Consider the following 15,343-nt stretch of genomic DNA (forward strand, 5'->3'; position numbering starts at 1 on the left):
GCGGGCCCCTATTCACGTCGCCAGGCACCGTGAAGGGGAGGCCCATGGTGGGGCCGGTCCGGCAGGGGCAAGGCGCCTCTCGGTTGTGCGCTTCGGGAAGAGGTCCGGCACGCCCCAAATCCGCCGCCGGTCCCTTGTCGGCGGAGTGCGGTGGGGCGATGTGGACAGCATGGATACGATGGTCCCGCTGGCCGAGGCCGGCATCCGCCCCGTTTTCGACAACAGCTATGCCCGGCTGCCGGAGCGGCTGTTCGCTCGGCTGCCGCCGACCCCGGTCAGCGCGCCACGGCTGCTGCGGCTGAACCGGGCGCTGGCGGAGGAGCTGGGGCTCGATCCGGACTGGCTCGCCAGCGAGGCCGGGGTTGCGATGTTGTCCGGCAACCTGGTGCCGCCGGGGGCCGAACCCATCGCCCAGGCCTATGCCGGGCACCAGTTCGGGCATTTCAACCCCAGCCTGGGCGACGGGCGCGCCATCCTGCTCGGGGAGGTCGTGACGCCGGATGGGGCGCGGCGCGACATCCAGTTGAAGGGGTCGGGGCCGACGCCCTTCTCGCGCCGGGGCGATGGGCGGGCGGCCGTCGGGCCGGTGCTGCGGGAGTATCTGATCAGCGAGGCGATGGCGGCCTTCGGGATTCCGACGACGCGGTCGCTCGCGGCGGTGGCGACGGGGGATTTCGTGTTCCGCGAAGGGGCGCTGCCCGGGGCGGTGCTGACGCGTGTGGCTGCCAGCCATATCCGCGTCGGGACCTTCCAGTATTTCGCGGCACGGCGTGACCATGATGCGCTGCGCGTGCTGCTGGACACGGCGATCGCGCGGCATGACCCGGCGGCGGGGGAGGCAGCCAATCCGGCGCTCGCCTTCCTCGAAGGCGTCGCGGCGCGGCAGGCGGAGCTGATCGCGCGCTGGATGCTGGTGGGCTTCATCCATGGGGTGATGAACACCGACAACTGTGCGGTGTCGGGCGAGACCATCGACTACGGGCCCTGTGCCTTCATGGAGGCGTATCACCCGGAGACGGTGTTTTCCTCGATCGACCAGCAGGGTCGATACGCCTACGGCAACCAGCCGGCGATCGCGCATTGGAACCTGGCGCGGCTGGCGGAATGCCTGCTGCCGTTGATCGATGCCGACGAGAATGCCGCGATCGAGGCAGCGCAGGGCGCGCTGTCGACCTATGCTGCGCGGTTCGGGGCAGCGTGGCGGGACGGACTGCTGCGCAAGATCGGATTGGGGCCGGCGGAAGACGGCGATGAGGAGCTGCTGCAGGACCTGCTGCTGCGCATGGCGGATGGCAAGGCGGATTTCACCCTGACCTTCCGGCGGCTGGCGGATGCGGCGGATGATGTCGCGGCGGATGGTGTGGTGCGGGCACTGTTCGCGGATCCGGCGGCCTATGATGGCTGGGCGCCGGGATGGCGCCTGCGGCTGGCGCGGGAGCCGGCGGGGCGGGGGCTGGCGATGCGGGCGGTCAATCCGCTCTACATCCCGCGCAATCACCTGGTGGAGGAGGCGCTGGCGGCCGCGGTATCCCGCGACGATCTCGGCCCCTTCGAGGCGTTGCTGGCGGTGATCCAGCGCCCCTTCGAGGAGCAGCCGGGTCGGGAGCGCTACGCGCAGCCCGCGCGCCCCGAGGAACGTGTCACGGCCACCTTCTGCGGCACATAGCCTGGATGGACGACCGCGTCGGGTCAGCCTGACAGGCTGACAGACAGAAAACGGAGGGGGTCCGGGGGAGGTGTTCCTCCCCCGGCCTTTCCTTCGGCGTCAGGCCGCCTGAGCGGTCTCCGCCTGCGCCTCGATCGCCGGGCGCCCCGCCTGGACCGTGATGCGGCGCGGCTTCAGGGATTCCGGCACCACGCGCTTCAGCTGCACATGGAGCAGGCCGTTCGCGAGGTCTGCGCCCTCGACCACGATGTGATCGGCGAGGACGAATCGGCGTTCGAAGGCGCGGCCGGCGATGCCGCGGTGCAGGAACCGCGTGCGGTCCTCGGTCTGCGGCTGCGGGCGGCCGGCGACGGTGAGGGTGTTCTCCTGGGCCGTGATCTCGATATCGGCCTCGGAGAAGCCCGCCACAGCCATGGTCAGCACGTAGCTGTCATCGCCGGTCTTCTCGATGTTGTAGGGGGGGTAGCCGGTCGCGTCGGAGACGTTGCGCGCATTGTCCATCAGGCGCGCGAGGCGGTCGAAGCCGATGGCGGACCGGAACAGGGGGGAGAAGTCGATCGCGTTCATACGAGAACCTCCTGCGGTAGCAAGGTTCGTTGCGGGGCGGATCCGGACTCATTGGGCCCCCGATCGGGCGACCCTGCCGTTCCGCGCCGGCGGCCCTCTGGGGCGCCGCCGGCTTCGAGGAGTTGGGTGGCGGCGCCGTGCCGTTCAAGTGGGGGCGGCGGCGAGGAGGCGGGCGGCCTTTTCGCGGATCGGCGCGAGATGGGTGAAGAGGGCGACATGGCCGGCGCCGTCGATGGCGAGGTGCTCGGCGCCGGGGATGCCCCGTGCGGCGGCGTCGCCATGGGAGGGCGGCACGATGTCGTCGGCGCGCCCGTGGATGACGAGGGTCGGGGCAGCGACCCGGTCGAAGGGAATGGGGGCGAGCGTGCCGAAGCGGGTGATGTCGTTGATCGTGCCGGGCAGGCGGTCCGCCAGGTGGTCGAAGACGCCGGCCTGAAGGGCGCGGAACAGCGGACCGGCGGTCGGGTCGGCCATGGTGCGCGCCCGTAGGCCGGGGTCAGGGATGGCCCGGGCGGCCGCGGCCGCGGGGTTGCGGCGAGTGCGCCAGCGCAGCAGTGGCGGCAGGAGAGGCAGCCGGGCGAGCCGGGCCATCATGCGCAGCCGCGAGAGGATGGCGGGTGGCGTCTCCAGGCGGCCCGTGCAGGCCGAGACAAGGATCAGGGCGCGGCAGCGTTCCGGGTGACGGATCGCGAAATGCAGCGCGGAGGGCCCGCCGGCGGAGACCGCGGCGACGGCGGCGGAGGCGATGCCGAGCCGGTCGAGCAGGGCGGCGAGGGCGTCGGCCTGGTCCTCGGCGCTCTCGCCGACCGGGAGTGGCGAGCCGAGATAGCCGGGACGCGACACCGCGACCACGCGATGGCCGGACGCGTCGGCGAGCAGGGCGCGCGCCAGGAGGCCGGACTGGTCATGCCCGCCCATGCCGCCATGGATCGCGAGCAGGGCCGGGCCTTCGCCGCTGACGACGGCCTCGATCGGGCCGCGCGCGGTGTCGAGGATGGTGGGCGTGCCCGCCTGTGCCGTCATTTCCGGGCGCGCAGGATCAGGAACAGCGGCGCGATCCGGGTGTCGGCGACCGCCGGCACGCGTTCTGCGGTCTCCGGATCCGCGACCGGCTCCTCGGCCGCTTCCAGCCGCAGGCCGCTGCCGGCCACGGCGTTCAGCCACCAGGCGAGCGACCGGTCGAAGCGCGGGACCTGGAAGGGCTGCCAGGCGTCGCGCAGGGCCGGCGGGGCGCCGGAGAAGCGCCAGCGTTCGACCGCACCGTCGGGCAGGGCGGCCTCGCGCAACTCGATGGCATAGGCGTGGCCGGTGGCGTCGCGCAGGACACGGCGGCCGGGGCCCATGAAGCTCGGGTGCAGAATGGAGAATTGCAGGAAGCCGCCGGGGCGGAGGATGCGGGCGGCCTCGGCCAGCGCCTGTTCGGGGCGCGGGACGTCCATCAGGCACATGAAGGCGGTGGCGAAGTCGAAGGCGCCGTCCGGGAAAGGCAGGGACAGGGCGCTGCCGTTCACGAAGCGGATGCCGCGCGGGTCGGCGGCCTCGGTCGCCGCGGCGGCAGCAAGGAAGGAAGGCGCCACATCGAGCGCGGTCATGTGCGCGCCGCGGTCGGCTACGGCGCGGGTGTTGGTCGCCTCACCACAGCCGATGTCGAGGCCGCGCAGGCCTTCGACCCGCGGCAGGATGCGCAGGAAGGCCGGCGTGTTGACGTGGTCGCGGTAGAGGTCCCAGCCGGCGCGCGACAGCGCGATCCAGGCGGGCGCATTCGCCTCCCAGAGGCGGGCCACCTGGGCGGGGTCGGTCGCGACCTCCTCGCCGCCCAGGGGCATGGAAGGGTCAGCCCTTCTTGCGGGCGCCGAGGCCGATGCCGGCGAACTTCTTGTTGAACTTCGCGATCTGGCCGCCGGTGTCGATCACGCGCTGCTGGCCGGTCCAGGCCGGATGCGACTTCGGATCGATGTCCAGGCGCAGCGTGTCGCCGGCCTTGCCCATGCAGGAGCGAGTCTTGTACTCGGTCCCGTCGGTCATGATGATCGTGATCTCGTGGTAGTCCGGATGGATATCGGGCTTCATGGGGCGACACTCATGCAGAAACGCCCGACGATGCCGACCGGCGGGCAGGGAAGGGGGCGTATAGGGGAGCGGCGGCGCGGACGCAACTCGGAGCCCGCATGGAACGTCCGGCACGGGCCCGTGCCGGACTTCCGCGGCGGCCTCTCAGTCCGCCGCGATCTCCCCCCGCTCGATCACATAGGTCTGTTCGACCAGGGGGCGGAGCAGCTCCGGGTTGGATTCCGTGATCAGGATGGCGACGTCGGGCAGGGCGGCGCGCAGGCGTTTCAGCGCATCCGCATACCGTAGCGCCAGCGCCGGGGCGAGGCCCTGGAAGGGCTCGTCCAGCAGCACCGCACGGGTGCCGACCATGAGCGCCCGGCCGAGGGCGACCATCTTGCCCTGGCCGCCGGACAGGCCGGCGGCCTTGCGCGGGGCCAGGTCCTTCAGCTCCGGCAGCAGGGCATAGACGCGTTCGAGGCGGCGGCTGATCTCGGCCTGGTCGAGCTTCAGCACCTGCGCGGGCAACAGCATGTTGTCCTCGACGGTGAAGGAGCCGAAGAGGCGGCGCTCCTCCGGGGCATAGCCGATGCCGTGCCGGGGGCGGTGGTGCGGGGGCAGGCGGGTCTCGTCCTCCCCGTCGATCATCACTTGGCCGGTGCTGGCGGGAACCAGGCCCATCAGGGTGCGCAGCGTCGTGGTCTTGCCCGCCCCGTTGCGGCCGATGAGCGCGACACGACCGCCGGCGGGGACGTGAAGCGAGACGTTGCGCAGCACCGGCACGCCGGCGATGGCGACGGAGACGCCGGAAAGGTCAAGCATGGCGTTCGATCCCGATGACGTCGCGCTGCACGGCGGGGTCGGCGAGGACCTGCTGCGGCGGGCCGAGGGCGGCGATGCGCCCCTGGCTCCAGACCGCGACGCGGTCGGCGAAGCGTTCGACCACGTCCATGTCGTGTTCAACGAAGACAGCGGTGACCTTCGCGTCGCGCAGCACGTTCACCAGCGTCTCGACGATCGCCATCTTCTCGGACGCCGCGACGCCGGAGGTTGGCTCATCCATCAGCAGCAGGCGGGGCTTGAGCGCCACCGCCATGGCGATGTCGGCGAGCTTGCGCGCGCCTTCGTTCAGCGCATCGGCGCGGGTCGCCGCAATGCCGGCGAGGCCGAAGCGGTCGAGCAGGTCGCGCGCTTCCTCCCGGTAGCGCGGGCGCAGCAGTGGGGTCAGCGGCGACCAGATGCCGTCGCGCGAGGCGACGGCCAGGGCGATGTTCTGCTCGACCGTATGCTCGGTGAAGAGCTGCGGTAGCTGGAAGGACCGGGCGATGCCGCGCTTGACGATGGCGCGCGGCGACAGGCCGGTGATGCGGCTGCCCTCATAGGCGATGTCGCCGGCATTGGGGCGGAGATAGCCGGTCGTCATGTTGATGAAGGTGGTCTTGCCGGCGCCGTTGGGACCGATGATGGCGAGGAACTCGCCCCGCATCACGGCGAGGTCGATGCCATCCGCCGCCCGGACACCGCCGAAGGCGAGACGCAGGCCGCTGGCCTGGAGGAGGACCTCGCTCATCGTCCACGCCCCCCGCCAATGGCCCGCGCGGCCATGCCCCACAACCCGCCCGGGGCGAAGAGGATGACCAGCAGAAGCACCGCACCAAGGATCATCTGCCAGGCATCGGCGAAGGAGGCGGCGGCATAGACGCGCACCAGCTCATAGGCGGCAGCCCCCAGGAAGGGTCCGAGCACGCCGCCCGCCCCGCCCAGGATGGCGATGAAGACAAGCTCGCCGGAGGAGGTCCAGTAGGCGAGTAGCGGCGTGACGTGACGCGAGGTCATGGCGATGATCGCGCCGCCGATCCCCCCCAGCACCGCCGACATGACATAGGCCGCGAGGAGGACGCCGCGGGCCGGCACGCCCATGAATTCGAGGCGCGTCTCGCGCGTCTTGATGCCGGCGAGCGCCTCGCCCATCGGGGAGGCGAGATACAGGCGCAGCAACAGCCCCAGGACGAAGGCGAGGCCGAGGGCGATGCCGAAGATCGTCCATTCGAAGGTGGCGAGGTCCAGGCGCTGGCCGGCGATGGGCATGGCCTCGACCCGGATGCCGTCGCTGCCCTTGGTGATGGCGTAGAGCTTCTCCAGCAGAGAATAGAACACCATGGCCATGGCGAGGTTCAGCATGCCGAAGAAGATCTGCCGGTAGCGCGTGACGAACAGGCCGATGACCAGGCCGAGCATCCCCGCCCCGGCCGCGGCGATCGCCAGCAGCAGCACCGCGTCATTCACCTGCGGGGCGAGGAAGGCCACCACATAGGCGCCGAAGGCGATGTAGAGGGCATGGCCGAAGGAGACCTGGCCCGCGCGCAGCAGCAGCAGGATGCCGAGCACCGCGATGCCCTTGGCGAGCGCGATGGTGAGCACGAAGCGCAGCCAGGGCGCCATCACCGCGGCCGCGATCATCGCGGCCGCCAGCAGCAGCGCAAGGAAAGGTTCGATCTTCCTCATACCCGGCGCGTCTCCGTCACGCCGAACAGCCCCTGCGGACGGACCAGCAGCACCAGCACCATGATGATGTAGGGGACCACGACCTCGAATTCCGGTTCGAAATAGACGGCGACGGACCGGCCCATGCCCATCATCAGGGAGGTGAGCGCCGCGCCCTCGATCTGCCCGAGCCCCGCAGTCGCGACGACCGCAAAGGACAGCACGATGGTCTGCGCGCCGATGCCCGGCACCAGCGCCGCGGTGGGCGAGGACAGCGCCCCGCCGAGGGCGGCGAGCATCGCGCCGAAGGTGAAGGTCAGCAGGAACACCTTCGCCGCGTCGATGCCCATCGCCGTGGCGGCTTCGCGATCCGTGGTCACGGCGACGATGACGCGCCCGGTCAGGGTGCGGCGCAGGAACCAGGCGAGGCCGAGCAGCGTCACCACCGCGAAGCCCGGCAGCACGAAGAGCTGATAGTTGGTGAAGGGGATGAAGTCCTGGCCGAAGGGGATGTCGATGGTCCCGAGCATCGTCATCGGCGTGTCGTGGTGGATCGGCTGCACGCCCCAGACCAGCTTCTGCACATCCTCGAGGATCATGAAGAGCGCGAAGGTGACGAGAAGCTGCACCACTTCCTCCTGCGCGTAGATCCGGCGCAGCAGGAAGCGTTCGATCAGCGGGCCGAGGATCGCGCCGACCAGCGCCGCCGAGAGCACCAGCGTCGGGATCGAGGCCCAGTTCGGCAGGCCGAGACCCGTGAGGAAAATGCCGATCGAGGCCGCCGCATAGGCCCCGATCGCATAGAGGGAGCCATGCGCGACATTGACGATGCGCAGTACCCCGAAGACCAGGTTGAGCCCCACCGCGACGAGGAAGATCAGCCCTGCGGAGGAGAGCCCGTCCAGCACGGCCAGGCCGAGCAGAAGGCCATTGTCCTGGAACCACTCGGCCATGGCGCGCGCCGCCTCAGATCGAGCGGCCGGCGGAGGCGACGAAGTCGGGCTTCAGAGTCTTCAGCCAGTCGGTGCTCTTCTGCCCGACCGGGGCGGAGACCGTCTCGCCCTTGTAGAGCATCATGTCCTTCGGCACGGAGAAGCCGAAGTCGGCGTTGAAGGTGGACAGGCCGACGATCTGGTCCTCGAGACCCTGGCCATCCTCGCGCAGCGTGATGGTCGAGGTAGGGGTCGGGAAGGTCAGGCCGCGGAAGGCATGGGCGAGTTCGGCATCGGACGGCCAGCCGCCGTTCTTCGCCGCGACCGCCTTTTCCACGCCGGCCTTCAGCGCCCACATCGCCTGGGCCATGTGGTGGCAGGGGTAGATCGGGTACTCGTTGTTGCGCTGGCGATAGGCGTTGACGAAGCTGCGGAACAGCTCGGGGTTCGCCGGCGCGGGGTGGTTGTTCCAGTGATCGCCGCGCGTGCCGATGATGTGCCCTTCCGGCATGGTGCGGCCGAGCGTCGGCAGCGAGGCTTCGGCGACCGGCAGCACGAAGGTCGAGCGTTCGAACAGGCGCCGTTCGGTCGCCTGGCGGATCAGCGTGACCAGTTCCCCGCCCCAGGAGGTGGACAGGATCACATCCGGGCGCAGGGCGAGCAGGCGGGTGATTTCGGTCGAGAAGTCGGTGGAGCCGAAGCGGGGGAACATCTCGGCCACCACGCGCACGCCGGGCTTCAGCGCGTCCATGCCGGCCTTCCACAGCTCCCACGAATCGCGGCCCCAGGCGTAGTCCTGGTTGATCACCGCGACGGTGCGGAAGTCGGGCTTGTGCTTCAGCAGGTACAGCAGCGGGGCAAGCACCTCGGGCGTGCCGTAGCCCTGGGTGCGGAAGGCGTATTCATAGCGGTTCTCCTCGAAGATCCGCTGGGTGCCGCAATCCCACAGCAGCATCACCTTGTTGAGCTCGCGCGACAGCGGCGTGCAGGCGAGGCAGGAGCCGGAGGAGATCGACTGCAGCAGGACGTTCACGCCCTCGGACTGCACGAGGCGGCGCATCTCGCCCACCAGATGGTCGGTGCCCGGGGCCTCGTCCACGAAGGTCGCGCGGACCGGCACGCCGGCGATGCCGCCGGCGGCGTTGATCTGGTCCACCAGCATCTCGCAGGCCTTGCGCGACGGCACGCCGAACACCGAGGCAGGACCGGAGAGGAAGGTGGTCACGCCGATCTTCAGCTCAGCAGGCTTCTGGGCCGGCTGCGCCGAGAGCGTGGCCGGCAGCAGCACGCCGCCGAATCCGGCAACAAGCGCCTCGCGGCGCGACAGGGTCGCGGTCATGGGTCCCTCCCTCAAGGGTGTTTCCGGGTTGGTCCCGGAGGTTCGCGCGCAGCATGACCGGGCCGGGCGGCGCTGTGAAGCATGTTGCGCGCACCAACCGATCGGCCAGGCGATTTCATCCGGACGGGATCTGCGCGGAGCATTCTTCGCTCGCGCCGGATCGGCCGCAGTCGGCCACCCCTATCCGGGATGCTGTCGCGGGGCGGCCGGATGGAGGGGCGGGCTGGTGCCGTTTGACCGAAAAATGCTCTAGCGTCCGCGCCATTCACATGCGGCGGAGGCCATGACCTCGATCCTCTCCATCCAGTCCTGGGTCGCCTATGGGCATGTCGGCAATGCCAGCGCGATCTTCCCGTTGCAGCGCCTGGGGGCGGAGGTGTGGGGCATCCACACCGTGCAGTTCTCGAATCACACGGGCTATGGCGCCTGGCGCGGCCAGGTCTTCGGCGCGGAACTGATCCACGATTGCGTGAGTGGCATCGAGGAGCGCGGCGTGCTGCCGCGCTGTGACGCGGTGCTGTCGGGCTATATGGGCTCGGCCGAGATCGGGGCGGCGATCCTGGAGGCCGCGCGGCGCGTGAAGGCGGCGAATCCGGCGGCGCTGTGGTGCTGCGATCCGGTGATCGGGGATGTCGGGCGCGGCATCTTCGTCCGCCCGGGCATCCCGGAATTCCTGCGCGACGAGGCCCTGCCGGCGGCCGACATCATCACGCCGAACCAGTTCGAACTGGAATGGCTGACCGGCCGCGCGGTGACGACGCTCGACCAGGCCAAGGCGGCGGTGACCGCGTTGCAGGCGCGCGGGCCGCGCTGCGTGCTGGTGACCTCCCTGCGCCTGAACGATACGCCGGAGGGCGAGATCGGCATGCTGGCCGGGGAGGGCGGGCGCTTCTGGCGGCTGGCCACGCCGATGCTGCCGGTCTCGGTGAATGGGGCCGGCGATGCGATCGCCGCGCTGTTCCTGTTCCACCGGCTGCGCGGCGGGGCGGATGCGGCGCTGTCGGCGGCCGCGTCGTCCATCTTCGGGCTGCTGCGGCGGACGGCCGAGGCGGGGTCGCGGGAGATCCTGACGGTCGCGGCGCAGGAGGAGTTCGTCGCCCCCTCCCGCGTCTTCAGCGCCGAAGCCTGCTGATGCGGGCGCGTCAGGTGACCAGCGCGTCGTATTCCCGGATGGTGAGTACGACGTCCTGGAAGTCGTTGTCGCTGGCGCCGCTCACCTCGTCCTCAAATCCGATCCACAGGCCGTCGCTGCCGGGGGCCAGGCCCGAGAGCACGTGGGTCGCGGCATCCGGGTTGAAGGCGGCGATGGAATGGAAGATCGCCGCATCCGCCAGGTCGCCCGCGCTGGCGCTGTGCAGCACCCAGCCCGTGTCGTCATCCGCCCAGCGGAAGGACAGGTCGTCCGGCAGCGCGCCATAGGCCCGATCGCCATCCTGGATGAGGAAGAAGGCGATGCTCTCGCCCGCGAGCGGGGTGCCGAGGAAGGATGTGGAGCCGGCCATCGCATCATCCGACGCATTGCCGAACAGGATCGAGACGTCGGAGATCGTGCCATCGGGGGCGATGCGATAGCTGCCGATGGTGTTGCGATAGCCGGTGACGGCGCCGTCCAGCGTGACCGTGAAGCTCGCCAGGCCGTCGCCCTGCAGGAGCATGTCATCCGCGATGCCATTGATCGCGCCGGCATCGACCGTCACTTCCTCCGACAACGCCGGCAGGTAGGGGATGAAGCTGAGATGCGTGAAGGCATCGTCGCCGAGGCCACGCATCGCGGTGACGAAGTCGCCGCCCGCAAAATCGCCGGCCAGGTGGAAGCTGCCGCCGTCGAGGCCGATGGCCACGCCGTCCGCATCCGTAGTGACAAGGACGCTGTCGCGTGCCGCACGGATGCCGAGGATCTGCACCGCATTGTCGAAGCCCAGATCGAGCACCCGATCGCCGTCGAGGTCGGCCAGCGTGTCGCGTAGCAGGCTGCGCCCTGCACCGAAGGTGATGACATCTTCCCCGGCGCCGCCGCTGATCGTGTCGTTGCCGATACCACCTTCGATCGTGTCGATGCCCGCCCCGGCGCTGAGCAGGTTGTCGGCATCATTGCCGATCAGCCGGTCATTGCCGCTGCCGGTGATGAGGTTGCTGACCAGGGAGCGCGTGTCGCCGTTGTAGAGCAGCGCGTTGTAGATGTTGCCCTGCGCCTGGAATTCCGGCGTGCCTTCCGGGGCCGCGTCGTTGAGATCCGCGATCTGGGCGGAGGAGAAGCGGAGCCATTGGCCGGGCCTGAGGTCGGCGAACTGGTCGTCGGCGAAGTTGCTGAGGTCGTAGGTAGCCGTCGCTCCCTGGGTCCAGACCGTGGAGAAGATCTTCCCGGTCTCGCTGGCGCCGGTGAACGGGGCGGCCTCGCCATTGATGTACTGCTGCCCCGTCAGGGCGTCCCAGGTGTAGACCGCCGCGGTGCCGACCTTGCTGAAATTGGCCCCGTAATAGGCCTGCAGCGCGGCGATGTCGTACATCATGTAGCTCTGCGGCGCGGAGCCGACCCAGGCCTCGGTCGCCCCTTCGGTATCGGCGCCGAAGTAGCTGGCGTAGGTCATGACCGCGAACTCGTTGTCGTTCCGGTCGTCCGACAGCGCGCCGCTCAGGCTCGGGTCGTGGCCGTGCTTCAGGCCGAAGGCATGACCCATCTCATGCATGATGGTGTTGAAGTGATCGGTACCGAAATAGGTGGCGGTCGGCGGATTGCCGTTGCCGCCGAGCCAGGTGTCAGCGGCAGTGCGGTAGTCCTGCGGCGAATAGCTGCCGGCATTCGGCGGAAACCCGGAGAAGGAGCCGGTTCCCGTGAAATTCCCGAAGCGGAAGGTGGCATTCGCCGCCTCGCTCGAATCGAGCTCCTGGAAGGTGAGGTTCGTGTAGAGCGACACGAGGCCGAAGGCGCTGCGGACCGCATCGACCTGGATGTCGGTGAGCGGCGTGAAGCCCGCGAAGGGATCGTCGCCGTCGTCGTCATCCTCGTCGCTGCCGCCGTCGACCGGATAGCCGCCCGGCGTGTTGAGGTAGGCGTCGGTCGTGGTGGGGAACGCGTAGCTGATGACCGTGGCTGCCTCGTCGCCCCCGAAGCTTGTCGTCCAGCGCAGGTCCACCATGACCGCGCGGATGTTCGCATCGAGGCCGCTGGAATCGAAGGTGCCCCCGTAGATCCCCCCCTTGGCCCCGTCGTCGATTTCGCCCGCCATTCTCTTCCCTCGGCAAAGTCGGTGAAAAAACAACGCCCTGCCGGTGGAGCAGGGCGCGGCGCCGAACAACGCTGGGTAGCATGGAGACGTATAACTTCGCCTGCATCAACCCATGCCGCTGGCGGGATGATGCATGAATAAGCTCACATTCGCGTGATCCGAGGGGGGTTGCGCTGCCCGTCGCCGTGACGGCGCAACCCACGGCAGCGAAGGGCCTCAGACGCGGTTGCGCGTGACCAGCCGGCCCGGCTTCTCGCCCGTCGCGCCCTTGCCGGCCACGAAGACCGGCACACCGTTCGCCCAGACTTCCTCGATGCCCTCGGCGGCCTGCTTCGGCTCCTCGAAGGTTGCCTTGTCGATGACGGTGTCGGGGTCGAACAGCACGAGGTCGGCATAGGCGCCTTCGCGGATCTCGCCGCGGTCGATCATGCCGAAGAGGTTCGCGGTGCGGCCGGTCATCTTGTGGATGGCGGTCTCGAGGTTGAACAGGCGCAGCTCGCGCGAATAGTGGCCGAGCACGCGGGGGAAGGTGCCCCACAGGCGCGGATGCGGATGCGCGTCGTGCGGGATGCCATCCGAACCGATCACCGACATCGGATGGGCCATGATGCGGCGGACGTCTTCCTCATCCATCTGCCAGGTCACCTGGCCGGCGGGCAGCAGGCGCTGGGCGGCCTGGCGGATGTCGGTGTTCCAGCCGCGCGCGATGTCCGAGAGATACTTGCCCGACATTTCCGGATGCGGGATCGACCAGGTGATCATCACCTTGAGGTCGTCGCGCAGCCGGTCCGGCATCAGCACGGTGGAGCCGGCCGGATAGGGGTACATGTCGAAATACATGTCCTGCGTCTGGTTGTAGATCTCGATCAGCGGCAGGGTCTGGGTCGAGCGGCCGTAATTCTCCGGCATCGAGCATTTGTGGTGGCTGACCCAGACCGGCACGCCGACGCGCTTGCCGATCTTCGCGGTCTCCTCGATCGAGGCGAGGACGCGGTCGGCTTCGTCGCGCATATGCGTGACATAGAGGCCGTTGAAGGTGCGCAGCGGCTCGGCGACGGCGATGACCTCCTCGGTCGTCGCATGCATGTTGGGCGGGTAGTACAGGCCGGTGGAGAAGCCCGAGGCGCCTTCCGCCAGCGAGTTCTTCACCCGCAGGCGCATGTGCTCGATCTCGGAATCCTTGGCGGTGCGCATCACGTCGCCGTCCATGGCCTCCACGCGCAGCGTCTGGTGGCCGACCAGGGCGTAGGTGTTCACCTCGGAACCGCGCTTCTTCAGCTCATGCGCGTAGTCGCCGAAGCTGTCGAAACGCCACCAGCCATCCTCGCCGATCAGGTCGAGCGGGGGCGGCGGGACGCGCTTGAAGGTGGCCGGCGAGAGCGAGACGCCGCAATTGCCGACGACCACGGTGGTGACACCCTGGCTGATCTTGCAGGTCATGCATTCGGGCCCGCACATCACCGCGCGGTCGTCATGGGTATGGGCGTCAATGAAGCCGGGGGCGAGGGCCTTGCCGTTCGCCATCACCTCGCGGTCGGCGGTCGCGCCGCCGAGGTCGCCCACGCCGACGATCCGGTCGCCGGTCACGCCCACATCGCCGCGGCGGCGCGGGCCGCCCGTGCCGTCGAAGATCGTCGCATCGCGGATGATGAGGTCGCAGCGCAAGGCCATGGTCGCAGATCCCAAGGGAGGTAAGCAGCCAATGATGGACCGGGCCGCTGCCGGGCGAAACCCCGCGACCGCGGCCGGACCGATTCCGGCTACGGCGCGCGCAGCGAACCGTCGGCGGCAAAGGCCGCGAGGGACCGGACCGCGCTGTGGTAGCCGATCTCGATGATCTCCTCGACGCGGTCGAAGTCGAGGAAGCGGATATGGCCGAGCGGCGGCTGGATCACGAGGTCCGGGCGGTCGAGGGTCAGACGGCCCTCGGTGATGCGGCTTTCCATGATGTTGATGGAGGCGAGGAGCACCTCGAAGATGTTGGGCATCGGTTCCTCGCACGGTGGTCGGCGCGCGGCCTGATCGCGAGGAGGGGCATCGGGCGCCTGGAGCCGCGCGGCGAGGTCCTGGATCGCCTGGCGCAGGGTCTGTGCCCAGCCGGGCCAGGCGCCAGGTTCCGCCGCCGAGGGCTCCCGCATCAGGATGGGCTTGAGGTTCTTGCCCTCCACGATGCCGTGGTTGAGGTCCACGGCGATGACGGCCTCGGCGCCCAGGGCGCGCGCGGCCGTGACCGGAACGGGGTTCACGAGCCCGCCATCGACGAGGATACGGCCGTTCCAGCGGACCGGCGTGAGGATGCCGGGCACCGAGATGCTGGCGCGCACGGCGTCGATCACGTCGCCGCTGCTGATGACGACTTCCTCGCCGCTGGCGACATCGGTGGCGACGGCGGCGAAGGGTTTCGGCAGCGCCGCGATGGTTTCGGAGGGCACATGACTGCGGACCAGTTCGCTGATGCGCGCCCCGTCGAGTAGGCCCGATTTCGGCAGCACGACATCGAAGAAGGAGGCGACGCGCCGGCGGTCGAAGGACTGGAAGGTGGCCGCCAGGCTGTCGAGCTTCCCTGCCGCATAGACCGCGCCGATCAGCGCGCCGATGCTGGTGCCGGCGACGACGTCGACCGGGATCCTGGCTTCGTGCAGGGCGCGCAGCACGCCGATATGCGCGAGGCCCCGCGCGGAGCCGCTGCCCAGCGCAAGGCCGATCGTCTTCCCGGCGCGTGGCGCGGCATGCGGCATCGACGTCTTCATCCTGCTCCCGCGCCATCCGGCATCCGCAGCGGCGGCGCCTCCAGATTCGGGCCGCGATCGATGGTTGTCCATGCCGGGCCGGCCGCCTGCGGGGTCACCACAGCGGCCGCGGCGCGGCAAAGGCAGGGGCTGCCTGGGCTTTTCGCCGGCATCGGGCGGGAGCCGGCCGGGAACCACGATTCGCAACAGGTGAACCAGTTCTAGTGGCGGCTTGGCCTGCCAGACACCATATGTAGTGACGTGGACGGCGAATCACTGATAGCGTGTCGCAACACCGGGGCGGCGCGAGGGGGCGCCCTCCTGACGGGGACAGATGCAATGGACGGTAT

Annotated in this window: 14 protein-coding genes; 2 read left to right on the forward strand and 12 right to left on the reverse strand. The window is 69.5% G+C overall.

What is annotated here, in order from left to right:
* The first annotated feature begins 169 nt into the window (after window positions 1-169).
* Entirely contained in the window at window positions 170-1,666 is a 1,497-nt protein-coding gene (locus KPL78_RS03790; RefSeq protein WP_255568543.1) for a protein adenylyltransferase SelO, read from the forward strand.
* A 99-nt stretch (window positions 1,667-1,765) separates the two neighbouring features.
* Here KPL78_RS03790 and KPL78_RS03795 read toward each other — a convergent pair whose 3' ends face one another.
* The 9 genes from KPL78_RS03795 to KPL78_RS03835 form a co-directional block, all read right to left on the reverse strand.
* The gene (locus KPL78_RS03795; RefSeq protein WP_219761545.1) at window positions 1,766-2,233 is read right to left on the reverse strand and encodes an Hsp20 family protein; all 468 of its coding nucleotides are present in this window, start codon (window positions 2,231-2,233) and stop codon (window positions 1,766-1,768) included.
* Between the two features lie 144 nt (window positions 2,234-2,377).
* Window positions 2,378-3,256 carry an alpha/beta fold hydrolase gene (locus tag KPL78_RS03800; RefSeq protein ID WP_219761546.1) on the reverse strand — a complete coding sequence of 293 codons (879 nt, stop codon included), beginning with the start codon at window positions 3,254-3,256 and terminating at the stop codon, window positions 2,378-2,380.
* On the reverse strand, window positions 3,253-4,059 hold the full coding sequence (locus tag KPL78_RS03805) for a class I SAM-dependent methyltransferase (protein WP_219761547.1): 807 nt from the start codon (window positions 4,057-4,059) through the stop codon (window positions 3,253-3,255). The genes KPL78_RS03800 and KPL78_RS03805 overlap by 4 nt, the downstream gene beginning before the upstream one ends.
* A gap of 7 nt (window positions 4,060-4,066) precedes the next feature.
* On the reverse strand, window positions 4,067-4,303 hold the full coding sequence (gene rpmE / locus KPL78_RS03810) for a 50S ribosomal protein L31 (RefSeq protein WP_219761548.1): 237 nt from the start codon (window positions 4,301-4,303) through the stop codon (window positions 4,067-4,069).
* A 144-nt stretch (window positions 4,304-4,447) separates the two neighbouring features.
* Window positions 4,448-5,104, reverse strand: a complete 657-nt coding sequence (locus tag KPL78_RS03815) for an ABC transporter ATP-binding protein (protein ID WP_219761549.1) — start codon at window positions 5,102-5,104, stop codon at window positions 4,448-4,450.
* On the reverse strand, window positions 5,097-5,852 hold the full coding sequence (locus KPL78_RS03820) for an ABC transporter ATP-binding protein (RefSeq protein WP_219761550.1): 756 nt from the start codon (window positions 5,850-5,852) through the stop codon (window positions 5,097-5,099). The genes KPL78_RS03815 and KPL78_RS03820 overlap by 8 nt, the downstream gene beginning before the upstream one ends.
* Window positions 5,849-6,787 carry a branched-chain amino acid ABC transporter permease gene (locus tag KPL78_RS03825; protein ID WP_219761551.1) on the reverse strand — a complete coding sequence of 313 codons (939 nt, stop codon included), beginning with the start codon at window positions 6,785-6,787 and terminating at the stop codon, window positions 5,849-5,851. Before KPL78_RS03825 ends, KPL78_RS03820 begins: the two co-directional genes overlap by 4 nt.
* Window positions 6,784-7,719 carry a branched-chain amino acid ABC transporter permease gene (locus KPL78_RS03830; RefSeq protein ID WP_219761552.1) on the reverse strand — a complete coding sequence of 312 codons (936 nt, stop codon included), beginning with the start codon at window positions 7,717-7,719 and terminating at the stop codon, window positions 6,784-6,786. The genes KPL78_RS03825 and KPL78_RS03830 overlap by 4 nt, the downstream gene beginning before the upstream one ends.
* Before the next feature lie 13 nt (window positions 7,720-7,732).
* Window positions 7,733-9,037, reverse strand: coding sequence for an ABC transporter substrate-binding protein (locus KPL78_RS03835; RefSeq protein WP_219761553.1), 1,305 nt, complete (start codon window positions 9,035-9,037; stop codon window positions 7,733-7,735).
* A gap of 283 nt (window positions 9,038-9,320) precedes the next feature.
* On the opposite strand from KPL78_RS03835, the gene pdxY reads away from it, so the two are divergent.
* On the forward strand, window positions 9,321-10,169 hold the full coding sequence (gene pdxY / locus KPL78_RS03840; protein WP_219761554.1) for a pyridoxal kinase PdxY: 849 nt from the start codon (window positions 9,321-9,323) through the stop codon (window positions 10,167-10,169).
* 10 nt (window positions 10,170-10,179) lie between these two features.
* Here the strand turns inward: pdxY and KPL78_RS03845 are convergent, their stop codons facing one another.
* The 3 genes from KPL78_RS03845 to KPL78_RS03855 all read right to left on the reverse strand — a co-directional run bounded on the left by KPL78_RS03845 (window position 10,180) and on the right by KPL78_RS03855 (window position 15,014).
* Window positions 10,180-12,264, reverse strand: coding sequence for a DUF4114 domain-containing protein (locus KPL78_RS03845; protein WP_219761555.1), 2,085 nt, complete (start codon window positions 12,262-12,264; stop codon window positions 10,180-10,182).
* A gap of 216 nt (window positions 12,265-12,480) precedes the next feature.
* Entirely contained in the window at window positions 12,481-13,935 is a 1,455-nt protein-coding gene (locus tag KPL78_RS03850; protein ID WP_219761556.1) for an N-acyl-D-amino-acid deacylase family protein, read from the reverse strand.
* Window positions 13,936-14,024: 89 nt separating this feature from the next.
* Window positions 14,025-15,014 (reverse strand): patatin-like phospholipase family protein, encoded by a 990-nt coding sequence (locus tag KPL78_RS03855; RefSeq protein WP_219761557.1) that lies wholly within the window; start codon window positions 15,012-15,014, stop codon window positions 14,025-14,027.
* Between the last annotated feature and the right edge of the window lie 329 nt (window positions 15,015-15,343).

Origin of the sequence: Roseomonas alba (assembly GCF_019430885.1) — a bacterium.
Classification (GTDB): Bacteria; Pseudomonadota; Alphaproteobacteria; order Acetobacterales; family Acetobacteraceae; genus Neoroseomonas; species Neoroseomonas alba.